General features: G+C 70.6%; 17 protein-coding genes. 10 read left to right on the forward strand and 7 right to left on the reverse strand.

Translation table 11 applies throughout. From position 1 onward, the window contains the following. Positions 1-77: 77 nt before the first annotated feature. From CURTO8I2_RS09985 to CURTO8I2_RS09995, 3 genes are read left to right on the forward strand one after another with little or no spacing between them, the layout of a single operon-like run. Entirely contained in the window at positions 78-1,871 is a 1,794-nt protein-coding gene (locus CURTO8I2_RS09985) for an ATP-binding protein (protein WP_236551066.1), read from the forward strand. Beyond that, positions 1,868-2,308, forward strand: a complete 441-nt coding sequence (locus CURTO8I2_RS09990; protein ID WP_159680838.1) for a response regulator — start codon at positions 1,868-1,870, stop codon at positions 2,306-2,308. Before CURTO8I2_RS09985 ends, CURTO8I2_RS09990 begins: the two co-directional genes overlap by 4 nt. Continuing rightward, positions 2,308-2,679: a response regulator gene (locus tag CURTO8I2_RS09995; protein WP_159680840.1), complete on the forward strand. Its 372-nt coding sequence runs from the start codon at positions 2,308-2,310 to the stop codon at positions 2,677-2,679. The genes CURTO8I2_RS09990 and CURTO8I2_RS09995 overlap by 1 nt, the downstream gene beginning before the upstream one ends. Positions 2,680-3,023: 344 nt before the next feature. On the opposite strand, the gene CURTO8I2_RS10000 is transcribed toward CURTO8I2_RS09995, so the two are convergent. The 4 genes from CURTO8I2_RS10000 to CURTO8I2_RS10015 all read right to left on the reverse strand — a co-directional run bounded on the left by CURTO8I2_RS10000 (position 3,024) and on the right by CURTO8I2_RS10015 (position 9,408). Then, positions 3,024-5,315: an NADP-dependent malic enzyme gene (locus CURTO8I2_RS10000; RefSeq protein WP_159680842.1), complete on the reverse strand. Its 2,292-nt coding sequence runs from the start codon at positions 5,313-5,315 to the stop codon at positions 3,024-3,026. Positions 5,316-5,457: 142 nt separating this feature from the next. Then, positions 5,458-6,939 (reverse strand): porin, encoded by a 1,482-nt coding sequence (locus tag CURTO8I2_RS10005; protein ID WP_159680844.1) that lies wholly within the window; start codon positions 6,937-6,939, stop codon positions 5,458-5,460. A gap of 42 nt (positions 6,940-6,981) precedes the next feature. Next, positions 6,982-8,001, reverse strand: coding sequence for an alpha/beta hydrolase (locus CURTO8I2_RS10010; protein ID WP_159680846.1), 1,020 nt, complete (start codon positions 7,999-8,001; stop codon positions 6,982-6,984). A gap of 51 nt (positions 8,002-8,052) precedes the next feature. Beyond that, complete coding sequence (locus tag CURTO8I2_RS10015; RefSeq protein WP_159680848.1) at positions 8,053-9,408, reverse strand: dicarboxylate/amino acid:cation symporter; 1,356 nt, start codon at positions 9,406-9,408, stop codon at positions 8,053-8,055. A gap of 240 nt (positions 9,409-9,648) precedes the next feature. Here CURTO8I2_RS10015 and CURTO8I2_RS10020 point away from each other — a divergent pair, with 240 nt between their 5' ends. Together CURTO8I2_RS10020 and CURTO8I2_RS10025 are read left to right on the forward strand one after the other, a co-directional pair. Then, positions 9,649-10,824, forward strand: coding sequence for a porin (locus CURTO8I2_RS10020; RefSeq protein ID WP_159680850.1), 1,176 nt, complete (start codon positions 9,649-9,651; stop codon positions 10,822-10,824). 58 nt (positions 10,825-10,882) lie between these two features. Beyond that, entirely contained in the window at positions 10,883-13,528 is a 2,646-nt protein-coding gene (locus CURTO8I2_RS10025) for a PAS-domain containing protein (protein ID WP_159680852.1), read from the forward strand. A gap of 44 nt (positions 13,529-13,572) precedes the next feature. On the opposite strand, the gene CURTO8I2_RS10030 is transcribed toward CURTO8I2_RS10025, so the two are convergent. After that, the gene (locus CURTO8I2_RS10030; RefSeq protein WP_159680854.1) at positions 13,573-14,214 is read right to left on the reverse strand and encodes a response regulator transcription factor; all 642 of its coding nucleotides are present in this window, start codon (positions 14,212-14,214) and stop codon (positions 13,573-13,575) included. A gap of 161 nt (positions 14,215-14,375) precedes the next feature. On the opposite strand from CURTO8I2_RS10030, the gene CURTO8I2_RS10035 reads away from it, so the two are divergent. Then, positions 14,376-17,486: a diguanylate cyclase gene (locus CURTO8I2_RS10035; RefSeq protein WP_159680857.1), complete on the forward strand. Its 3,111-nt coding sequence runs from the start codon at positions 14,376-14,378 to the stop codon at positions 17,484-17,486. A gap of 134 nt (positions 17,487-17,620) precedes the next feature. On the opposite strand, the gene CURTO8I2_RS10040 is transcribed toward CURTO8I2_RS10035, so the two are convergent. Together CURTO8I2_RS10040 and rsgA are read right to left on the reverse strand one after the other, a co-directional pair. Then, positions 17,621-18,847 (reverse strand): flavohemoglobin expression-modulating QEGLA motif protein, encoded by a 1,227-nt coding sequence (locus CURTO8I2_RS10040; RefSeq protein ID WP_159680859.1) that lies wholly within the window; start codon positions 18,845-18,847, stop codon positions 17,621-17,623. A gap of 371 nt (positions 18,848-19,218) precedes the next feature. Further along, positions 19,219-20,376, reverse strand: coding sequence for a ribosome small subunit-dependent GTPase A (gene rsgA / locus CURTO8I2_RS10045; protein ID WP_236551067.1), 1,158 nt, complete (start codon positions 20,374-20,376; stop codon positions 19,219-19,221). A gap of 149 nt (positions 20,377-20,525) precedes the next feature. On the opposite strand from rsgA, the gene CURTO8I2_RS10050 reads away from it, so the two are divergent. From CURTO8I2_RS10050 to CURTO8I2_RS10065, 4 genes are read left to right on the forward strand one after another with little or no spacing between them, the layout of a single operon-like run. Further along, positions 20,526-21,806 carry an aminotransferase class I/II-fold pyridoxal phosphate-dependent enzyme gene (locus tag CURTO8I2_RS10050; RefSeq protein WP_159680861.1) on the forward strand — a complete coding sequence of 427 codons (1,281 nt, stop codon included), beginning with the start codon at positions 20,526-20,528 and terminating at the stop codon, positions 21,804-21,806. Next, positions 21,803-22,423, forward strand: a complete 621-nt coding sequence (locus tag CURTO8I2_RS10055) for a GDSL-type esterase/lipase family protein (protein ID WP_159680863.1) — start codon at positions 21,803-21,805, stop codon at positions 22,421-22,423. The genes CURTO8I2_RS10050 and CURTO8I2_RS10055 overlap by 4 nt, the downstream gene beginning before the upstream one ends. Then, the gene (locus CURTO8I2_RS10060) at positions 22,420-23,136 is read left to right on the forward strand and encodes a class I SAM-dependent methyltransferase (RefSeq protein ID WP_159680865.1); all 717 of its coding nucleotides are present in this window, start codon (positions 22,420-22,422) and stop codon (positions 23,134-23,136) included. The genes CURTO8I2_RS10055 and CURTO8I2_RS10060 overlap by 4 nt, the downstream gene beginning before the upstream one ends. Continuing rightward, positions 23,133-23,669, forward strand: a complete 537-nt coding sequence (locus CURTO8I2_RS10065) for a hypothetical protein (RefSeq protein ID WP_159680867.1) — start codon at positions 23,133-23,135, stop codon at positions 23,667-23,669. The genes CURTO8I2_RS10060 and CURTO8I2_RS10065 overlap by 4 nt, the downstream gene beginning before the upstream one ends. Positions 23,670-23,690 lie beyond the last annotated feature (21 nt).

Here is a 23,690-nt window from a genome sequence, read left to right on the forward strand (position 1 = left end):
TGCGGCATCATGCGCGACCGCTCCGCCCGCGCGAGATACACCGTCCCATGCCGCACACCGCTCCTCCACCCTCTTTATTGAGCCGCTGGCGCCTGCCCGTGCTGGGCCTGGCGATCGCGGCCATCGTGGTGGGACCGTTCCTGATCATGCGCGCGGCGATCGGTGAATCCGACATCGCCAACGAGAAGGTGCTGCACACCCGCGAGGTGGAATTGCTGATGCAGACGGTCGCGGCCGACACCCGCAGCCTGGAAGGCGCGGCGGTCATCCGGGCCCGCGGCATCGACACGCCGGCGCTGCAGCAGCGGTTCGACGAGGCGCGTGCGCGCGTGCTGCCCAGCGTGGACGCGGTGCTGCAGCTGACCCGCGACAATCCCGAACAGCTGGCCCGGCTGGGCGCGCTGCGCGGCAACATCGAACAGAAACTGCAGCGCGTGGACGCGGTGTACGCCAGCGGCGAACGCGCCACCGCCCGCGAAATCGACGAGATGCTGGTGCTGTACCCGCTGCAGCGCCTGATCGACGGCATCGTCAACGAGGAGCAGTCGCTGCTGGCTGATCGCTCGGCGCGCGCCCAGCGCGCGGACCGCAATGCGGACCTCGCCAGCTGGACGGCGATGCTGGTGCAGCTGGCCCTGTTGCTGGGCGCCACCTATTTCGCGGTGCGCCAGCAGAGCGGACGCCTGGCGGCCGAGGGCCTGGCCGCGCGGGCGAGCAACCGTTCGGCGCTGGTGCTCGACAGCGTGCGCGAACCGATCGTGCTGATCGACCGCGAACAGCGCGTGGTGATGCACAACGCCGCGTTCGCCGAACTCTACGACGTGAGCGGCGACGAGATCCGTGGTGCGCGCCTGGCCGACGTGGGCGACGGCGCCTGGAACCACGCAGAGACGCTGCGCCGCTTGCACGACGTGCTGGCCCGCGACCGTGAGCTGTGGGACCACCGCCTCAACCAGAGCACGGTGGACGGCATCGAACGCACCATGCTGGTCAACGCGCGGCGCATGCCGCTGCCCGACCGCGAGGATGCGGTGGTGCTGGTGACGGCGTCCGACGTGACCGCGCAGACCATCAGCGAGCGCCACATCCGCGAGCTCAACCAGCAGCTCGAAGGCAAGGTCGAACAGGTCTCCGACGTCAACCGCGAGCTGGAAGCCTTCAGTTATTCGGTGTCCCACGACCTGCGCGCGCCGCTGCGCCACATTGCCGGCTTCGCCGACAAGCTGGGCCGCCACCTGGGCGGCGACGTCGACGAAAAAACGACGCATTACCTCGGCGTGATCGGCAGTTCGGCGCGGCGCATGTCGGCGCTGATCGACGATCTGCTGGTGTACTCGCGCCTCGGCCGGAGTGCGCTGCGCCTGCAGAGCGTGGACCTGCAGTCGCTGGTGGCCGACACCCGCGCGATGCTCGATTCGAACTCCTCGGCCGAACACCCCGGCCACCGCATCGAGTGGACGGTGACGCCGCTGCCGATCGTGGTCGGCGACGAGAACATGCTGCGCCAGGTGTGGCTCAACCTGCTGGGCAACGCGGTCAAGTACAGCAGCGGCAGCGAGCCGGCGCAGATCGAGGTGGACTGCCGCCGCGGCGACGACGGCGGCTACCAGTTCAGCGTGCGCGACAACGGCGCCGGCTTCGACATGCAGTACGCCGGCAAGCTGTTCGGCGTGTTCCAGCGCCTGCACTCGGCCAGCGAGTTCCCGGGCACCGGCGTTGGCCTGGCCAGCGTGCGCCGCGTGCTGGGCCGCCACGGCGGCCGCATCTGGGCCGACGCCGCACCCGGCAAGGGCGCCACCTTCCACTTCACCCTGCCTGCGTCGATGTCCGATGCGGGTCCGTCTTCTTCTCCAGGACACTCCCTGACATGAGCGAAATCCGCACGATCCTTCTCGCCGAGGACAGCCCGCACGATGCCGAGATGGCGATCGATGCGCTGCGCGAGGCCCACCTCGCCAATCCCATCGTGCACGTGGAAGACGGCGTCGAGGCGCTGGACTACCTGCTGCAGCGTGGCAAGTACGCCGACCGCGCACCGGGTGATCCGGCGGTGCTGCTGCTCGACATCAAGATGCCGCGCATGGACGGCCTGGAAGTGCTCAAGCAGCTGCGCGAGCACGAGACGCTCAAGCGCATGCCGGTGGTGATCCTGTCGTCGTCGCGCGAGGAAAGCGATCTGGCCCGCAGCTGGGACCTGGGCGTCAACGCCTACGTGGTCAAGCCGGTGGACGTGGACCAGTTCTTCGAAGCGGTGCGCACGCTCGGCAAGTTCTGGGCCGTGCTCAACGAAACGCCCGACGACGAGTGATGGTCGAGGCCGCGCCGCTGCGGGTGCTGATCGTCGACGACTCGCGCGACGATGCCGAGCTGACCGAACTCGCGCTGCGCGATGCGGGCATCGCGGTCGACTGCCGCCGCGCCTATGACGAGGCGGGGCTGACCGACCTGCTGCGCGACTTCAGGCCGCAGATGGTGCTCTCGGATGTGAACCTGCCCGGCTTTTCGGGCGCGGAGGCCATGGGCCTGTCGCGCGCGATGCTGCCGGGCGTGCCGGTGGTGTTCCTGACGGGCTCGGAGCTCGGCGTGCCGGGCGAGGAATTGCCGGTGGGCGACGGCCTGGTCTTCAAGGACGCGCTGGACGGGCTGCCCGACGTGGTGCGGGGACTGCTGGCGCCCTGAGGGGCGTAGGCGGCGTGGGCGGCGTTCCGCGCGCCCGCAGCGTGTGGCGTCGCTGGGTGTTCGCGACGCTGTCGAGGCGATGGGTGTCGCTTCGCTCTATCCATTCGACGGACGCTGACGCGCGACTGCGGTGTGTGCCGCGGTTGAATGGCGGCGAGCGTCTGCCCTCACCCCAACCCCTCTCCCGGGGGGAGAGGGGCTCGATTACTCGCGAACGCGCGGACTCACCGCACGAATTCCAATATCCACGGCGGACTGTTTGCCCCCATCCCAACCTTCCCCGCTCGCGGGGGAAGGGGTTGTTTAACGGGATCTCGAAGCCGCGAAGGAAAACGCTGAAAAACTCAGCCTTCCGCTTCCGCCAGCTGCGCCTTGCGGATCTGCGCATCCACCGCGGCGATCGCGGTCATGTTGATCACGCGGCGCGGCGTGGCGGACGGGGTGAGGATGTGCGCGGGCTTGTTGACGCCCATCAGGATCGGGCCGAGCGCGGCGCCGCCGGTCATCACGCGGATCATGTTGTAGGTGATGTTGGCGGCGTCGATGTTCGGGAACACGAACAGGTTCGCGCGGCCGCTGAGCGTGGTGTCGGGCAGCATGCGACGGCGCAGGGATTCGTCCCACGCGGTGTCGCCCATCATCTCGCCGTCGAACTCCAGCTTGGGCGCGCGGCGCACGAGGATCTCGCGCACCTCGCGCATCTTGCGGGCGCTGGGATCGTCGTGGCTGCCGAAGTTGGAATGCGACAGCAGCGCGATCTTCGGCTCGATGCCGAACAGCTTCAGGCGGTAGGCGCCCTGGATGGTGCTCTCGGCGATCTGCTCGGCGGTCGGGTCGGGCTGCACGTGGGTGTCGACGAAGAACCACAGGCCCTGGTCGTTGACCACGCCGGTCATCGCCGAGGTGCTCTGCAGGCCCGGGTCGAGACCCAGCACGCTGCGCAGGTAGCCGAGCTTCTTGTGGAAGCGGCCGACGATGCCGGTGATCATCGCGTCGGCTTCGCCGCGGTCGACCATGATCGCGGCGATCAGCGTGGGCCGCGAACGCAGCAGGTTCTTCGCCGAATCCGGGGTCACGCCGCGTCGCGCGGTCAGCGCGTGGTAGTGCTGCCAGTACTCGTTGAAGCGGGGATCGTCATTGATGTTGGTCAGTTCGAAATCGCGACCGGCGACCAGGCGCAGGCCCAGGCGCTTGATGCGCATGTCGATGACGTCGGGACGGCCGATCAGGACCGGGAACGCGAGACCTTCGTCGACCACGGTCTGCACCGCGCGCAGCACCACTTCCTCTTCGCCCTCGGCGTAGACGATGCGCTGGCGGTCGGCGCGTGCGCGGTCGTAGGCGGGCTTCATCGCCAGGCCGGTGCGGTGGATGAACTGGCCGAGCTTCTCGCGGTAGGCGCGCATGTCCTCCATCGGACGCAGCGCGACGCCGGAATCCATCGCGGCCTGGGCGACGGCCGGGGCGACGATGGTCAGCAGGCGCGGGTCGAACGGACGCGGAATGATGTACTCGCGGCCGAAGCTCGGGATTTCCTCGCCGTAGGCGCTGCCCAGATCGCTCGCTTCTTCCTTCGCCAGCTGCGCAATGGCGTGCACGCAGGCGAGCTTCATCGCCTCGTTGATGCCGGTCGCGCCGACGTCGAGCGCGCCGCGGAAGATGTAGGGGAAGCAGACCGCGTTGTTGACCTGGTTGGGGAAGTCGGAACGACCGGTGGCGATGATCGCGTCCGGACGCACGCGCCGCGCTTCCTCCGGCATGATTTCCGGATACGGATTGGCCAGCGCCAGGATCACCGGGTTCGGCGCCATGGTGGCGACCATGTCCGGCTTGAGGATGCCGCCGGCCGACAGGCCGAGGAACACGTCGGCCCCATTGACGATCTCGGCCAGCGTCCGCGCGGGCGTGTCGCGCGCGTAACGCGCCTTGTCCGGGTCGAGATTGTCGCGGCCGGTGTGGATCACCCCGTCGCGGTCGAAGGCGAGGATGTTCTCGGGCTTGAGGCCCAGCGCGACCAGCATGTCCAGACACGCGATGCCCGCGGCGCCCGCGCCGGTGGTGGCGAACCTGACGTCCTCGATGCGCTTGCCGGCGATCTCGAGCGCGTTGACGATCGCCGCGCCGACGATGATCGCGGTGCCGTGCTGGTCGTCGTGGAACACCGGAATCTTCAGCCGCTCGCGCAGCTTGCGCTCGACGATGAAGCACTCCGGCGCCTTGATGTCCTCGAGATTGATGCCACCGAAGGTCGGCTCGAGGCTGGCGATGATGTCGACCAGCTTGTCGGGATCGCGCTCGTCGACCTCGATGTCGAACACGTCGATGCCGGCGAACTTCTTGAACAGCACGCCCTTGCCTTCCATGACCGGCTTGCCGGCCAGCGCGCCGATGTCGCCCAGGCCCAGCACCGCGGTGCCGTTGGAGATCACCGCGACCAGGTTGCCGCGCGCGGTGAGCTCGCTGGCGGCATTGGGATCCTTGACGATCTCCTCGCAGGCGTAGGCCACGCCCGGCGAATAGGCCAGGGCCAGATCGCGCTGGGTCAGCATCGGCTTGGTCGCGCTGACGGTGATCTTGCCCGGCGGCGACGCGCGGTGATAGTCGAGGGCGGCCTGGCGGAATTCGTCGTTGGACATCGTCGGGGAGTCTGCTCTGGAAAAAAAATGGCGCGGAACAGGATTCTAACCCCGCCCCGCGCGAACCCCTGGACGGGGGCGTGTGGTCCGCTTCAGGACCGCTGCCGACGGCCCGGCCAGGGCATCCGACCGGGCCTGCCGGTCAGAACACCACCTGGGTGCGGATGTTGAAGGTGTGGCCCGAATCCGTGCCGGCGTAGGCGCCGACCTGGTTCTCGGTGTTCCAGCGCACGACGTTGAACATCACGCGCGACCAGTTGTTGAGGTACCAGTTCAGGCCGAGCGTCCACGAATCGCCCTCGCCGCCGCGCGCGGCGTCGGTGAAGTCGTACTTGTCGTAGCGCGTGGCGAGTTCCCAAGCGCCGATGCCGCCGTCGGTGACCGGGCGCGCGACGCGGGTGGTGCCCCAGACACCGGAGCGGGCGCTGAAGCCGGGCTTCTCGCCGGTGATCAGCCAGCCGGCATAGGCCGAGTGCGCCTTCTGGTCGACATCGCCGACCGAATCGGACCGCAGCGTGGTCTCGCTGGTTTCGGCGAAGGCCCAGAAATTGCGGAACGTGCCGCCAAGCTCGGCGCCCCAGACCTGCTCGCCGGTGACGTCGTTGATGGCGCTGGCCGACACGCGCACGTTGTCGTTGAAGCGCGAGGCGATGCGCGGCGTGCGGTTGATGCGGTTGGTGTCCACGCCGTAGTCCTCGTGCACGTACCAGCCACCGACATGCAGGAAGCCCGCCGGGCGCTTGATCGGATTGACGTGGCCGCGGAAGGAATAGGTCAACGAATCGGTTTCGGTGCCGGTGTTGCCCACGTCGTCGCCGGTGATGCCGAAGGTGGTGTGCCAGTTCTGGCCGATCATCTTCATCTGCACGCCGAGGCCGAAATAGCCGCTGGCGGGCATGCCGACGCTGGCGACCGCGTTGCGCTCCATGAAGGGCGTGCGGGTGAGCGTGGTGCTGGAATCGATGGCGCGGTCCTTCAGCTTGTTGCCGACGTAGAACTCGGTGGGAATGCCGCCGAGCATCGTGTCCCAGCTCAGGTAGGCATCCGACAGGCTGACCGTGTTGTCGGACAGCTCGGCGTCGATCTTGTAGCCCAGCGGCCCCATGGTGCCCTGCGCGCCCAGGCGTGCCTGGCGCAGGTTGGTGCCGGTGATGTTGCGCGCGTCGAAATCCGAGCCGTGGGTGGACGAGAAGTCCACCAGCACGCGGCCGCGCGGATTGAAGGTGAAGCCGCGGTCGCTGCTGCGGAACTCGGGGCCGCCACGGCGCCAGCTGACGCTGCCACCGCCGCCCCCACCGCCGCCGCTCGCGGCGAGCTGGGCGACCTGGGCCTGCAGGATCGCCATGTCGTCCTGGCGGGTGTCGGCGACGGCGTGCAGGCACAGATCGACGCCGCCGTCGACGGGCGCGGCTGCGGGCGCGGCGGCGACGGCGGGCGCGCCCATCGCGTCGAGGCGCTGGTGGAGCGCCTGCAGCTGCGCGGATTGCTGCTGGATCTGCTCGGCCTGCAGGCGGATCAGTTCACGCAGTTCGGTTTCGGTGGCGGTGTCGGCAGCCAGCGCCGGCAACGCGGCCAGGCCCAGCAGCGCGCCGGCAGCCAGCGCGCGGGTGTGTGTGCGATTCATTCGATGTCTCTCCCGTGGAACGGATGCAAAGGCGTGGACGGCTCAGTCGCCGTCTTCTTCGAGGTCGGCGTCGGCGTCTTCGGCCGGCGGTGGCGGCGGCGCCGCCTGACCGGTGAGCGGCTGCAGGCTGACCGGCGGCGCGGCCATGAAGCCGTGCGCGCGCGCCCAGGTGGTGAACAGGCGCGGCCATTGCGCGACCTGGGTGCCGGGCTTGCCCAGCCCCCAGCTGTGGCCGCCGCGATCGAACACGTGCAGTTCCGCCGGCACGTTCTGCGCGCGCGCGGCCTGGAACATCAGCAGGCTGTGCTGGACATCGGCAATGCGGTCGTCGGCGGCGTGGGCGAGAAACACCGGCGGCATGTCGCTGCGCACGTGGCCTTCGACCGAATAGGCCTCGACGGCATCGGACTGCGTGGCGAGTTCGCGGCGGCTGCGCGTGGTGTCGTCCGGCGGCTTCAGCGTGACCACCGGGTACAGCATCGCGAGGAAATCCGGGCGCGACGAAAGCCGGTCGCTGGCGTCGAGCGCGGGATAGAAATCGTGGTCGAAGCGCGTGGACAGGATGCCGGCGAGGTTGGCGCCGGCCGATGCGCCCATGACGCCGATCTTCGCCGGATCGATGCCCAGCGACGCCGCATTCGCGCGCAGCAGACGCATCGCCCGCTGGCCGTCGGCGAACGGCGCCGACGCCGGCCAGCCGTCGACCGGCAGGCGGTAGTACAGCACCGCGGTGGTCACGCCGATCGACGTCAGCCATTGCGCCATCGGACGCGCGGCGGTGCCGACCTGGATGCGGAAATAGCCACCGCCGCCGAGGATCAGCACCGCGGTGCCGTTCGGATTCGCCGGGCGATGGATCTCCAGTCGCGGCTGCGAGACGCGGGTGACCGCGCCCATCGAACTGCCTTCGTTGCCGACCAGTTCCGGGCCACTGACGGTCTGCGGCAGATGACCCTCCGGCCACAGCGGCAGGGTCTGCACATCGGCCTGGGCATTGGCCAGACCGGTGCAGGTGAGCAGGAGGCCGGCGATCAGGCCGGCCCAGCGGTGTCGTGTCGTCATGGGTCCCCTCCCAGGGTGGTGCGTGTGGATCGTTCGAAGCGGCGCGCGCCCTCAGTCCAGGGCGAGCACGTTGCGGTCGCCCGGGCCTGCCGCCGGATCGGGCGCGGCGACCACCGGCAACGGCCTGCCGTCGAGCGCGGCGGCCAGTTGGTCGCGGTCGAGCGCGCCTTCCCAGCGCGCGACGACCACAGTGGCGACGGCATTGCCGATGAAGTTGGTGATCGAGCGGCATTCGCTCATGAAGCGGTCGATGCCCAGGATCAGCGCCATGCCCGCGACCGGCACCGTCGGCACCACCGACAGCGTGGCGGCCAGCGTGATGAAGCCCGCGCCGGTCACGCCCGCTGCGCCCTTGGAGCTGAGCATGGCGACCAGCAGCAGGGTGATCTGCTGCCACAGCGTGAGTTCGGTGTTGGTGGCCTGGGCGATGAACAGCGCGGCCAGGGTCATGTATAGGTTGGTGCCGTCGAGATTGAACGAGTAGCCGGTCGGCACGACCAGGCCGACGACCGACTTCTGGCAGCCGGCTTTTTCCATCTTTTCCATCAGCGACGGCAGTGCGGATTCGGACGACGACGTGCCCAGCACCAGCAGCAGTTCGGCCTTCAGATAGCGGATCAGCTTGAAGATCGAGAAGCCGCAGGCGCGCGATACCGCGCCCAGGATCACGAGTACGAACAGCGCCGCGCTGACGTAGAACGTGCCCACCAGCCACGCCAGGTTCGCCAGTGACGACAGGCCGTACTTGCCGATGGTGAAGGCGATCGCGCCGAACGCGCCGATCGGTGCGGCCTTCATCAGGATGTGCACCAGCTTGAACACCGGCACGGTCAGGGTTTCGAGGAACGTGAGGATCGGCTTGCCCTTCTCGCCCACCAGCGCCAGCGCGATGCCGAACAGCACGGCGATGAAGAGCACCTGCAGGATGTTGCCGTCGACGAACGCGCCGACCAGCGTGCCGGGAATGATGTCGAGCAGGAAGCCGGTGAGCGTCATCTCGTGCGACTTCTGCACGTAGCCCTCGACCGCCGCGGTGTCGAGCGAGGCCGGATCGATGTTCATGCCCACGCCCGGCTGCACGACGTGCGCCACGACCATGCCGATCACCAGCGCCAGCGTGGAGAAGAACAGGAAGTAGGCCATCGACTTGGCGAACACCCGGCCGACCGTGCGCAGCTGGGTCATGCCGGCGATGCCGGTGACGATGGTCAGGAAGATCACCGGCGCGATGATCATCTTCACCAGCTTGATGAAGGCATCGCCGAGCGGCTTGAGCTGTTCGGCGAATGCGGGCTGGAAGTGGCCCAGCACCGCGCCGAGCGCGATCGCGATCAGCACCTGCACGTAGAGCTGGCGGTACCAGGGCAGCCGTGGCGCGGCCGGGACTTGGGCGGGGATGGCGTGCATGGGTGCGTACCGGTCAGGTGCATCCATGGAATTGGATGCAGGCGATGCGTTGTACGCCGCCGCGTCCACGCTGCCGATAGCGCATTGGTGTTAGCCGCCCTATTCCTAGTCCTTTGGCATTACTCACGCGTTCGCCCGACGGCCCCGTCCTAGAATCCGCGGGTCGCACGCGCGCGGCGGCACTCCCCCACCCGCAGCCGGTCGCCCCCGCGGCCGGGTGCAGCCTCCCCCAAGGATTCCATGCGCTCTCTCCTCCCCCCGCTGGCGCTGCTGTGCGCCTGCACGGCGGCCGCGCCGGTCCTGGCCGCCGACGGCGCGCAGGCCTGGCCGCCGAAATTCACCTTCGCCGACGAGACCACGCTCGCGCTGACCGGCAACTTCGCCTGGGACCACAGCGATTTCAGCGGCGATGCCCGTCTCGGCAGCGACAACGGCATGCGCCGCCGCGAGTTCGGCGCGGCGCTCAAGCGGGCGGGCGTCTGGGACGCCGCGGTCAATTTCGATTTCGAATCCAGGGCCTGGCTGGACGTCTACGTGCGGCTCGACAGCCAGCATTTCTTCGGTCGCGACCTGGGCAAGCTGCGCGTCGGCTACATGAAGGTGCCGGTGGGTCTGGAAGGCGTGACCAGCTCGCGGGCGGGCACGTTCATGGAACTGGCCGCGCCGGTCCAGGCGATCTACCAGGGCCGCCGCACCGGCGTGGAATGGACGCTCGAACAGGACCGGGCGCTGTTCCAGCTCGGCGGTTACGGCGGCCAGGATCTGCAGGGCGACAACCCCGGCCAGACCTACGTCGCGCGTGCCGCGTGGACGCCGCGCAAGGCCGCCGGCGACGTGCTGCATCTGGGCATCGCCGCCTCGCGCGAGAACCCGCAGGGCTGGACCGACGGCCGCGGCGTGCAGTTCGACGCGAACGCGCGCCTGCGTGCGCGACCGGGCGCGGGCCTGACCGACGTGCGGCTGGTCGATTCGGGCAATCTCGCACCGGTCGGCCACATCCGCCGCACGGGCCTGGAAGGCATCTGGATCCACGGGCCGGTCTCGCTGCAGAGCGAACTGCTGCGCGCCGACATCGCCCGCGACGACGGCCTGGCCGACTACCGCGCCGATGGCGGCTATCTGTCGGCGAGCTGGCTGCTGACCGGCGAGAGCCGCGTGTATTCGGCCGGCAACGTCGCCAACCCGAAGCCGGCGAACGGCTACGGCGCGGTCGAACTCGCCGCGCGCTACAGCACGCTCGACCTCGACGACGGCGCGGTCGGCGGCGGCCGCCAGCACGACTGGACCTTCGGTGCGAACTGGTACCTGACGCCGTACGTGAAGCTGCAGGCCAACTACGTGCGCCTCAACGCCACCCGCAACGGCGTGACCACGCGCCCGGACGCGGTGGAAGTGCGCGCGCAGGTGCACTTCTGATCGCGCACGGACGCCGCCCGACGCGGCGTCCGCCGCACGCCACCCCTACACTGGCGTGATGCGCACCCGACCGCGCCTGCGACGCCTGCTGCTGACCGTGCTGATCGCCTGCGGTGGTCTGGTGCTGGTCGCGTGGCTGGGCTACCGCGAAGGCGGACGACGCGCGCTGGACGCGCAGTCGGCGCAGGCCGCGCAACAGCTCGACCTGCAGGCGCAGGCCCTCGACCAGCGCATCGAACGCTATCGCGCCCTGCCGCAGGTGCTGGCGCTGGATCCCGACCTGCGCGCCGCCGTCGCCGCGCCGGTCGATGCCGCCACCCGGGCGCGGCTCAACCAGCGTCTCGAGGACGCCAACCGCACCACGCGCGCCTCCACGCTGACCCTGATCGACGCGCGCGGCATCGCGATCGCCGCGAGCAACTGGCGCGACGCCGGCAGCAACGTCGGCGAGGACTACGCGTTCCGCCCCTACGTGCAGCAGGCGCTGCGCGAAGGACGCGGCCGCTTCTACGGTATCGGCGTGACCACCGCCGTGCCCGGCTATTTCCTGTCCGAAGCGCTGCGCGACGAGGCCGGGCGCGCGGTCGGCGTGATCGTGATCAAGATCGAACTGGCCGCGATCGAACGCACCTGGCCCGAGGACGGCGACCTGGTGCTGGCCAGCGATGCGCACGACGTGGTGTTCCTCGCCAGCCGCGCCGCGTGGCGCTATCGCGTGCTCGCACCGCTCGATGCCCGGGCGCGCCGGGAACTGGTCGCCACCCGCCAGTACGAGGGTGAACGCCTGCGCGCCTACACCGGCGACGTGCTGCGCAGCGCCGGCACGCAGGGCGCGGTGGTGCGGATCGACCTGCCGGCGATGCCCGGCCAGTGGCTGTGGCAACGCGCGCCGGTCGCCGACACCGACTGGACCCTGCATCTGCTGCAGGACGCCGCACCGGTCGCGGCCGCCAGTCGCGAATGGGCCACGATCGCCGGCGCGTCCTGGGCCGCGCTGGTGTTCCTGGTGCTGTTCCTGCAGCAGCGCATGCGCCTGGGCGCGCTGCGCCGGCGCAGCCGCGACGAACTCGAGACCCTGGTGCGCCACCACGCCGAGGAACTGCGCAGCGCGCGCGACGGCCTGGTCGCCGCGGCGCAGGAAGCCGACACCGGCCTGAGCCGGCGCCTGGCGCATCTGCCGCAGGGCGTGGTGATCATCGACGCGGACCTGCGCATCGTGGCGTGGAATGCGCGCTACATCGACCTGTTCCGGTTTCCGTCGGACCTAGTGCGCGTGGGCACGCCGATCGAGGAGATCTTCCGCTACAACGCGCGGCGCGGCCTGCTCGGCCCGGGGCCGGTGGAAGAGGCGATCGAGCGCCGGCTCGAACACCTGCGCAGCGGCAAGCCGCACATGCGCGAGAGCGAGAAGACCGACGGCACCGTGCTGGAGATCCGCGGCAATCCGCTGCCCGACGGCGGCTTCGTCACCAGCTACGCCGACATCACCACCTACAAGACCACCGCGCGCGAGCTGCGCACGCTGGCCGACGCGCTGGAACAGCGCATCGCCGAGCGCACCGCCGATCTCGAACAGGCGCGCGCCGAGGCCGAGGCCGCGAACCGCTACAAGGGCCGGTTCGCCGCCGCCGCGGTGCACGACCTGCTGCAGCCGCTCAATGCCGCGCGCATGTTCACCGCCGGCCTGCGCGCACGCCTGCGCGACGCGGAGACGCGACGCATCGCCGACAACATCGACGGCGCGCTGTCGGCGCAGGACGGCATCCTCGCCAGCCTGCTCGACATCTCGCGGCTGGAGACCGGCACGCTGCGCACCGACGTGCGCGCAGTCGCGCTGGGGCCGCTGCTCGAAGGCCTGGCACGCGAGACCGGCGTGCTCGCCCAGGCGCGCGGCCTGCGCTTCGACCACGTGCCCACGCGCGCGTGGGTGCGCAGCGATGCCACGCTGCTGCGCCGGCTGGTGCAGAACTTCCTGTCGAACGCGGTGCGCTACACCGCGCGCGGCCGCATCGTGCTCGGCGTGCGACGCGATGGCGATCGCCTGTGGATCGAGGTGCACGACACCGGTGCCGGCATTCCGCCGAACCGCCAGCGCGAGATCTTCGAGGAATTCCGGCGCCTCGACGACGGCAATGCCGGCGACCGCGGTGCGGGACTCGGGCTCGCCATCGTCGATCGCATCGCACGCCTGCTCGGCCATCGCATCGACCTGCGCTCGCGGCCCGGCACCGGCAGCGTGTTCCGGGTGTCGGTGCCGCTGACCGATGCGCCGGCGCAGACGGCCATCGAAGACGTCACCCCGGGCGCGCCTGCCGAAGACGATGCCCCGCTGCGCGGCTGCCGCGTCTGGGTGGTCGACGACGACCCGCAGGCCTGCGCCGCGACCCGTCAGCTGCTGCAGCGCTGGGAGTGCGAGGTGCTGCTCGCCGACGCTCCGCATGCCGCGCTCGCCGCGGCGGTACGCGGCGAGGCGCCGGACATCGTGCTGCTCGACGTGCGCGTGGGCGACGCCTACGGCGCCGGCCTGTTCGACACGCTGTGCGACCGCTGGAGCGCGGTGCCGCTGGCGATCCTGGTCAGCGGCGACCCCGACCCCGCGCTGCGCGCGCAGGCGCGTGACGCGGGCCAGGGTTTTCTGTCCAGGCCGGTACGCCCGCCGGCGCTGCGCGCGCTGATGATGCAGATGCGGCTGCGGGGGTATTGAGGCAGATCAGCTCCCTCCCCCGCGTGCGGGGGAGGGCTTCAAACCTAGGCCTCGTCCTCGCGCTCCAGCGCCTTCACCAGCACCGCGGCCTGCGTGCGGCTGTGGCATTCGAGCTTCTTGAGGATGGCGGTGACGTGCACCTTGACGGTGTTCTCCGCCAGGCCCAGCTGGTGCGCGATCTGCTTGTTGAGCAGGCCGTCGGCGATGCCCAGCAGCACGCGGAACTGTTGCGGTGTGAGCTGCGCCAGGCGCGCGGCGAGCTGCGCGTCCTCTTCCGAACGCTCGGCGGTCAGCGGCGGAAACCAGCTGCCGCCGTCGAGCACGTTCGCCACCGCCTGGCCGATCGAATCGGCCGGCGCCGATTTCGAGATGAAGCCCGCGGCGCCGAACTGCTGCACGCGGCGCACGGTGCGTGGATGGTCGTTGGACGAGATCACCACGACCGGCAGTTCCGGCCGCTCGCCGCGCAGCCAGACCAGCGACGACAGGCCGCGCGCGCCGGGCATCGTCAGGTCGAGCAGCACCAGTTCGATCTCCGGATGCGCGTCGAGCGCAGGCGCGAGCGCGGACGCCGTCGCGGCTTCGATCACGCGGATCTGGCCGAGGCTGTCGCGCAGCGCATGCAGCACGGCGGCCCGCAGCAGCGGGTGATCGTCGGCGACGAGGATGGTGGGCGCGGCGTCCATGTGTGCAGTCTGGCACGGACGGCGACGCGTGCCCGCGGCACGCTGGCACGGAATTCGCAGGCACACTGTACAAAGGGGGGGCACACACATTGCGTAGAGGAGCGGTCGCCAGCGCGCATGACGCGTGCGAGACAGCGCACGACGCCGGCGGCACTGCCGGCGTGGCGCGCAGCGTGCGCGTGGCGGCACGCCTGCTGGCGGCGATGTGGCTGGCCTGCGCGTCGTTCGCCGCGATCGCGCAACCGGCCGACCCCGTCGACGATCCGCCGCTGAGCCTGGAGATGTACGGGCTCGACGAAGGCCTGTCGCAGCTGACGGTCTCGGCGATGACCGGCGACGACCAGGGATTCCTGTGGGTCGCCACCCAGGACGGCCTCAACCGCTTCGACGGCCACCGGTTCCGCGCCTACCGCAACGCGTCCGACCAGCCGGAAGGCGGCGCCAACCTGGTCAGCAGCAGTATCGACAGCCTGGGCTTCGAGCCGCGGCGCACGCGCATGTGGCTGGGCACCAACGATGCCGGTCTGGAGGTCGTGCACCTGCCGACGTGGACGCAGCGCCGCATCGGCGTCGCCGACGGGCTGTCGCACGCACGCGTGGTGCGCATCCTGCTCGATCCGTCCGGCGGCGCGTGGCTGGGCACCGAGGCCGGCGTGGACCATGTGGATGCGGAGATCCGCACCGTGCGCACGCTGGGCACGACCGGCGAGATCGTCGGCCTGGAATGGTCGGCCGCACGCGGCCGGCCGGTCGCACTCGACATCGCCTGCGGGCTGTGGGCGGTGGAGGCCGACGGCCTGGTGTCCCTGGGCGCCGTGGCGGGGGCGCGCCGCTGCGTGTCGCTGCAGGCCGGCCGCGAAGGGCTGTGGGTCCTCGCCGCCAATGGCGGTCTGTTCCGGCTCGACACCGCCGGGCGCCTGCAGCGGCACTGGGCACCTGCGGCGCTCGGCGTGCCCACCGGCGATGCGACCGCGATGATCCGGCTCGGGGACGGCCGCGTGCTGTCGGGTTTCGGCAACGGCGCGGTGGTGCAGCTGGCGCCCGGCAGCGACCGGCCGCGTCGCCTGCGGTTCGACAACCCGCCGCGCAGCGCGATCACCGGCTTCCACCAGGGCGCATCGGGCGCGTGGTGGATCGGCACCTACACCTCGGGTCTGTACCGCGTGCGGCCGCTGGCCTCGGTGATCCGCCACGACGGCGCGGGCGTCGGCACGATGGAGGACTGGGAGAGCCACAGTGTCCGCGCGATCCGCCGCGACGGCGCGCGGATGCTGATCGGCACCGACAGCGGCCTGCGCATGCGCGACGGTCCGCGCGGCGCCTGGCGTGCCGTGGCGGGCCTGGCGGACCTGTCGGTGCGCGCGATCGAACCGGCCCAAACGGGTGGCTGGTGGATCGGCACCCAGGTCGGGCTGCACCGGCTGCATGCCGACGGCCGCGTCGACACGATCGACGGCCTGCGCGATGCGCGCATCGATGCGCTGCTGGTCGAGGACGACACCCTGTGGGTCGGCACGCGCAGCGGCATGCAGCGGCTGGTGGACGGCCGCCTCGCGCCCGATCCGCGCTTCGCCCCGCTGGCCGGCGAGATGATCACGGTGCTCTACCGCGACCGTGACGGCAGCCTGTGGATCGGCACCAATACGCGCGGCCTGTGGCGCCTGCGCGGCGATGTGCTCGCACCGGTCGAGCCGACGGGTGCGGGCATGCACCGCTCGGCCTGGGCGATCCACGGCGATGCGGAGGCGATCTGGGTCGGCGCCTTCGCCGCCGGCCTCTACCGCATCGACCGCCGGACCGGCGCATCGTCGGTGCTGACCGAACGCGACGGCCTGACCAACAACGTGGTCTACCGGATCCTGCCCGATACCGGCGGGCGCCTGTGGCTGAGCACGAATCTGGGCCTGAGCGTCTACGACCCGGACACCGGCATCGTGCAGAACCTCGGCCGGCGCGACGGCCTGCGCAACCAGGAATACAACAGCGGGTCGGCGTTCCACGGCGACGACGGACTGCTGTATTTCGGCGGCACGATGGGCGTGGACGTGATCGCACCGATGCAGCTGCCGCGGCGCAGCGCCACCGCGCATCCGGTGCTGACCAGCCTGCAGTTGCTGAGCCGCCAGTCGGACACCGATGCGCGGCGCAGCACCGCGACCGACATCGTCTACACGCCGGAGATCGCGCTGCACGACGAGGACAGCGTGTTCACGATCGGCATGACGGCCATCGATTTCCTCGCGCCTGCCGCCGCGCAGCTGCGGTATCGCGTGGACGGCCTGCACACCGGCTGGATCTACCCGCACCAGGCGCACACCGAGTTCTCGCTCAACCATCTGCCGTCCGGCCGCTACCGGCTGGAAGTGCAGGCCGCGGGCCGCGACGGCCAGTTCGGCGACTCGCGCGTGCTGACCATCGACATGCCGCCGCCGCCCTGGCGGCATCCCCTGGCGTACGTGGCCTACGGGCTGCTGCTCGTGCTGGTGATCGCCCTGTTCGTGCGCCGCAACCGGCGCGCGGTGCAGCGCGAGCGCGAGCGCGTGGACCTGCTCAATCGCACGGTCGCCGAGCGCACCGCGCAGCTGGAGCAGGCCAACCAGCAGTTGCAGCAGAGCAACGCCCAGCTCGACGCGGCCACGCGCCTGGACCCGCTGACCCAGGTGCCCAACCGCCGCGAGCTGCAGGCCTGGCTCGCGCGCGCGTCGGTGCAGGCCCCGGGCCGGCGGGAATCGGATGCGCTGTACTTCTTCATGCTCGACATCGATGCGTTCAAGCGCATCAACGACGGCCACGGCCACCAGGCCGGCGACGAGGCGCTGGTGCAGTTCGCCGCGCGCCTGCGTGCGCTGAGCCGCGACGGCGACCTGCTGCTGCGCTGGGGCGGCGAGGAATTCATGCTGGTCGCGCGACTCGACAACGCCGATGCCGCAGCCGGCCTGGCCGAGCGCATCCGCAGCACCGTCGCCGACACGCCGATCGCACTCGCGCACGGTGCCTCGCTGCGCATGACCTGCTCGATCGGCTTCGCGCCCTGGCCGTTCTCGTCCGCGTGGCCGACGCTCGGCGACTGGCAGCAGACCACCGCGATCGCCGACCGCTGCCTCTACGCCGCCAAGGACGCCGGCCGCGATGCCTGGGTGGGCCTGGTGCCCGGCCTCGACGCCGACCGGCCGCGGCTGCAGGCGCTGCTGGCGGGTGCCGATCCCGAATCGCTGGGCGACGCGGTGCGCCTGCTGCATTCCACGATCACGCCGCCGCGTTTCGAGCGCTGATGCGAAAGCTTCGATGGGTTTCGCGGTGCTCTACCCATCCTACGGTTCCGTGCGCACCTGCAACGGTTCACCGAATCCGTAGCGCTTCGTAGGATGGGTAGAGCGCAGCGAAACCCATCACTGCGTCCGATCATCTACAGCCGATCGAGCCGGATCCGGTTCGCGAACAGCGAGAACGCGAGCATGCCGGCCAGCCCGCCCGCGCGCTCGAGCCACGGCGGCAACCAGCGCGGCGGTGCGAGCGTGCCGTCGTCGAACAGCGGCGCCAGGCGTCGCACATCGTCCAGCGTCATCTTGCCGGCGAACAGCTGCCGGCACAGCGGCAACTGCTGCGCGGCCAAGGACTGGCGGAAGAAGGTGTGCACGTCGATCAGCCCGCGCAGGTACACCGCGTCCTTGGTGAACGCGTGGCCGCCGCCCAGGGGCACGCCGCGGAACACGCGCTGCGCGGAGGCGAAGCTTTCCGCGGCCGGTTGCCCGGCGTCGTGGAAGTAGTCGAAGACCTGCAGGAAATCGGCGCCGCCCTGCGCATGCGCGATCGCTTCGATGCGCAGGCTCACGCGCTTCATCCGGCCGATGTCGATGCTGCCGGTGATCTGTTCGGCGAACACCGCCAGCCCTTCCTGCGTGCAGGTGGTGCGCGGCGAGGACATCGCCAGGCTGGGCAGCACCGGCTGCTCGCGCCCGTTGAGCGCGGTCAGCGAATGCACGAAGGCCTCGTGCTGCAGCAACTGGCCGCGGTCGTGGATCGAATACCGCGCGTCACTGCGCAGGCGCAACCGGTAGGCACCCGCCGCGGCCTTGGCGATCATGCCGGCATCGAGTTCCACGGCGACCACGCGCGCACCGAAGTACGCGTCGAGATCCGTCTGCAGCTGCGCCTGCAGCGTGGGTGCATCGATCGTCGGATGTTCGACATCGGCAAGCAGGCCGGGATCGAGTTCATCGGCGATGTGGATGAAATGCCGGGCGGCGTCGCAGGTCGTCAGCGCGCCACCGGGCAGCGGCGCATCCGGACGCCCGTAGAGCGCGATGGCGTGATCGCCGGCGGCTGCGGTGCCCAGCGCTTCGAGCAATCGCGCCGCGTCGTCCCAGGCACGCGTCGATTCGACGAGGTAGGCGCCGAGCGGATGGTCGGGATCGGCGTCGGCGGCGATCGATGCGAGTGCGCGCCGGGTGTCGCTGAAGTCGAGGTCCGGGTAGGTGATCTCCGGCATCTCGCGGCGCCCCGCCGCGAAGGCGGACAGGAACCGCTGCTGCGCCTCGGGCGGCCAGCTTGCCAGACTCAGCACCCGGATCCCGCGCGCCGCGGCGACCATGCGCGCATCGAGCGCGGCGTGATGGGCGATGGCGTCGGGCATCGGGGACTCCGGCGGGCGGTGTGGTCACGCTAGCGGATTGGTGCGGGGGACTCAAAGCGGGCGACATCTATTTTCGGAAAGCGCCACACGACGTGACGGTTCAAAAGCGCGCACGTCGGGACGGTGAATGCGACCGTTTGCCCTCACCCCAACCCCTCTCCCAACGGGAGAGGGACTAGGGCCACGCAAGCGACTGCTTCTCTGAGCCCCTTTCCCTCCGGGGTGAAGAGGCATGTTCGCGAGCCATTGGCTCGCATGCCGATGAACGCCCTCGCGACATCGCGAGGGCCGGGGCGCGAAGCGGGGGTTGGGGTGAGGACCGACGCCATCGCGACGCTTCAGAACCGAAGCGATCAAAGCGACGAAACGCCCTACTCCTCTTTGGTCCAGTCCGACCCGCGCTTCGCCGGCTTCACCCCCGGACGCCCGCCCGTCTTCGCCCCTGGTTTCTTCCCGGACGGCCGGCTCTCCACCTTCTGCGCCATGCGCGTCGCCAGCTGTCCCGCCGCGCCGGCGAGTTCGTCGCGCAGTTTCAGATAGCTGCCCAGCCGCCCCGGATCGAGCGTGCCCGCCTCGACCGCGTCCCACACCGCGCAGCCCGGCTCGTTGCCGTGCGTGCAGTCGCGGAACCGGCACTGCGCGGCGATTGCTTCGACATCGGCGAATCCGCCTTCCGACAGATCCTCCTCGCCGGTCGGCTTGAGTTCGCGCATGCCGGGCGTGTCGATCAGGCAGGCGCCCGCCGGCAGCGGCACCAGCGCGCGATGCGTCGTGGTGTGGCGGCCGCGGTCGTCGGTCTCGCGTACCGCGGCGGTCTTCATGCGCTCGGTGCCGAGCAGGCTGTTGGTCAGCGTGGACTTGCCCGCGCCCGAGCTGCCGACCAGCACGGCGGTCATGCCCGGGCCGAGCCAGCGGTGCAGCACCGCGGCGCTGCCGGGGTCGCGTGCATTGACCGGCACCACGGCGACGCCGAGTCCGGCGATCTCGGTCAGCGCGGCCACGGCGGCGGCGATGTCGGCCTCGGGCTTGTCGGCCTTGGTCAGCACGATCACCGGCGTGCCGCCGCCCTGCACCAGCAGCAGATAGCGCTCGATGCGGCGCGGATTGAAGTCGGCATCGAGACCGCAGACCACCAGCACGGTGTCGATGTTCGCCGCGATCAGCTGTTGCTTGTAGTGCTCACCGGCGGCCGCGCGCTTGATCGCGCTGCGCCGGGGCAGCATCGCGACGATACGCTTGCCGTCCTCGACCAGCACCCAGTCGCCGACCGCGGCGCGGTCCTCGGGCGCGATCGTGCCCTTGCGGTAGCCGCTGCGGCGCAGCCAATCGGGCAGCGATTCGACCGCCGTCGCCTCGCCCGGCGCGCCGGCCACCAGATAGCCGGAGCGATGCTGCTCGACCACGCGCATCGGCCGGGCCTGGGGATGCGTGGCCATGACCTCGGCCCACGGTCCCGAGGGCGCACCGTCGAAGGGCCAGCCGATCGCGCGCAACGCGGGATCGGTGGGCGTCGGATCGGCGGGGTTCAAGCGCGGCGCGGGGCGGTCGTCATCCGCGGGATTCTACGGGCGCGCGGCCCGCGCACGCGAACCGGCAGCCGGCGCCACTCGTCGGGGCAAGCCGCATTCACGCGGTGTTTCCGCTAGCATCGGGCGACATTCCGCGCCGAACCCAGTCGATGTCCGCCCCCCTGCCCGCTCCCCTGAAGACGCGCGAGCGCCTGACCGAAGTCCGTTACGAAATCCGCGGCGAGCTCGCCCGGCGCGCGCGGGAACTCGAAGGCCAGGGCCGCACGCTGATCAAGCTCAACATCGGCAATCCCGGCGCGTTCGGGTTCCGGGCGCCGGATCATCTGCAGCGCGCGATCGCCGAACGCATCCACGACACCGATCCCTACACGCACCAGCAGGGTCTGCCGATCGCGCGCGAGACCATCGCCGCACACCACGCCGCGCGCGGTGCGCAGGGCGTGTCGGCCGAGCGCGTGTTCGTGGGCAACGGGGTCAGCGAACTGATCGACATCGCCCTGCGGGCGCTGCTCAATCCCGGCGACGAAGTGCTGGTGCCCTCGCCCGATTACCCGCTGTGGTCGGCGGCGACGATCCTCAACGACGGTCGCCCGGTGTTTTACCAGTGCAAGGCAGGCGACGGCTTCCTGCCCGATCCCGACGCACTCGAAGCGCTGGTTTCGCCGCGCACGCGTGCGATCGTGCTGATCAACCCGAACAATCCGACCGGCGCGGTGTATCCGCGCGCGCTGCTCGAGCGCATCGTCGCGATCGCCGCCAAGCACGAGCTGCTGCTGCTGTGCGACGAGATCTACGACGGCATCACCTACGACGACGCGCCGTTCGAACCCATCGCGCCGCTCGCCGGCGACGTGCCCTGCGTGTCCTTCGGCGGTCTGTCGAAGGTGCATCGCGCCTGCGGCTGGCGCGTGGGCTGGGCGGTGCTGTCGGGCGATGAGGCGCGCAGCCGCGACTTCCGCAACGCGATGGACCTGCTGGGTGCGCTGCGCCTGTGCGCGAACGTGCCCGGGCAGTTCGCGATCGAAGCCGCGCTCACCGGCATCGATACGATCAGCGCGCTGTGCGCGCCCGGTGGCCGGCTGCACGAGGCGCGCCGCGCGGTGATCGAGGCCTGCGACGCGAGTCCCTACCTGCAGCTGGTCGCGCCGGCCGGTGCGCTGTACGCGTTTCCCGGCATCGCCGAGGAATTCAGCCAGGGCTTCGACGACCACGCGTTCGCGCTGGAACTGATGGAAGCCGAAGGCGTGCTGGTAGTGCCGGGCAACAGCTTCAACGTGCCCTACCGCAACCATTTCCGCGTGACCCTGCTGCCCGAACCCGCGCAGCTGCGCGAGGTCTTCGCGCGCATCCACCGGGTGCTGGAGCGGCAGATCACCGACGCGCGCAAGGTCGTGCCGCTGGCCAAGCGCCCGGCGCGCGTGACGGGATGACCGCGCCGCGCCGCTATCTCGCGCTCGGCGACAGCTACACGATCGGCGAAGGCATCGCCGCCGAAGACCGCTGGCCGGTGCAGCTGGCCGACGCCCTGCGCGGTGAAGGCATCGCGCTCGATGCACCTGAGATCATCGCGACCACCGGCTGGACGACGGACGAACTCGACGCGGCGATCGATGCCGCGGCGCCGGCCGGCCCCTTCGATCTGGTGAGCCTGCTGATCGGCGTCAACGACCAGTACCGCGGCCGCGACGTGGCGCTGTACAGCCCCGCGTTTTCCGCGCTGCTGGCGCGCGCGACCGGGTTCGCGGGAGGCGATGCGGCGCGCGTCTGCGTGCTCGCGATTCCCGACTGGGGTGTCACCCCGTTCGGGGCGCATTCGGGGCGCGACGTGATTGCGATCGCGCACGAACTCGATGCCTACAACGCGGCGGCTGCCGCGATCTGCGCTGCGCGCGGCGTCGCCTTCGTCGACATCGCGCCGGTCAGTCGCGCCCACGGCGGCGAGGCGGAGATGCTCGCCGACGACGGCCTGCATCCTTCGGCCGCGCTGCATACCGCGTGGATGCGGCTGGCGTTGCCGGTCGCGCGCCGCGTATTGTCGCGGCCATGACTGCGACCTCTTCCGACACCGCGCCCCTGTCCACCGCGCCGTATCCGCACGCGGCTGCCCGCGACATCGCGCGCGCGTTCCTGCCCAAACACGTGCTGGGCAACCGCTACGACTACTACTACACGTTGACCAAGCTGCGCACCGACCCGCTGTATCCGGGCGTGCTGCAGGCGCTGCGTCCGACGTCCGCGCCGGTGCTCGATCTGGGCTGCGGCCTCGGCCTGCTCGCGCACGCGCTGCGCGCCGATGGCCAGACGTTGCCGTTCACCGGCGTCGACATCGACGCGGCCAAGATCCGCCGCGGCCGCGAGGTCGCCGCGCGCAAGGGGCTTGGCGACGTGCGCCTCGACGTGCTCGATCTCGGCGTCGGCCTGCCCGCGCACCAGGGCAGCGTGGCGATCCTCGACGTGCTGCAGTACCTCTCGCCCGAGCGCCAGCGTGAGCTGCTGGACAACGTGATCGCGATGCTGGTGCCGGGCGCGCGGCTGGTGATCCGCAGTGGCCTCGCCGACGACACCCCGCGCAGCCGCACCACGCGCATCACCGATCGCCTCGCGAATTTTGCCGGCTGGATGCAGGAGCGGGCGAAGAGCTATCCGACCGCCGACGGCCTGCGCGGCCAGCTCGAAGGTGCCGGCCTGCAGACGACGTTGCGCCCGCTCTACGGCGACACGCCCTTCAACAACTGGTTGATCGTCGGCATCCGCACGTGACCGCCCGCGACGGCCTGCCGCACGCGCCGATGCTGGCGCTCGATGATCCGTCGTGGACCACCCTGCACTGCGCATCCGGGGATGCGCGCGGCATTCCCGCCCTGCTCGCACAGCTCGACGGCGCCGCCGAAGACAGCTGGGACTGCGAGCCCTGGCAGTCGCTGTGGTCGGCGCTGTGCCACCGCGGCGCGGTCTACGACGCTTCGTTCGCCGCCGTGCCGCATGTCGTGGCCCTGCTGGCGCAGGCGCCCGAACGCGCGACGCTGAGCCACTTCCTGCTGCCGGCCAGCATCGAGCTGGCGCGCGCCGCGCACGACGCGGCGATTCCCGATCATCTGATCGACGGCTACGTCACCGCGCTCGCGCGGCTGCCGCTGCTCGCCGGTCTCGTCGCGACGCCGGACTGGAACGAACCGATGTGCAGCGCCGCCCTGGCCGCGACTGCCGCGGCCACCGGCCAGCACGCGGTGGCGGCATTGCTGCTCGAGGCCGACGACATCGGCGCCGTGCTGGCGTGGTTGCGCGCCGGATGACGCGGCGCGGGCGGCCGTCTC

The organism is Luteimonas sp. 9C (assembly GCF_902506295.1).
GTDB lineage: Bacteria > Pseudomonadota > Gammaproteobacteria > Xanthomonadales > Xanthomonadaceae > Luteimonas.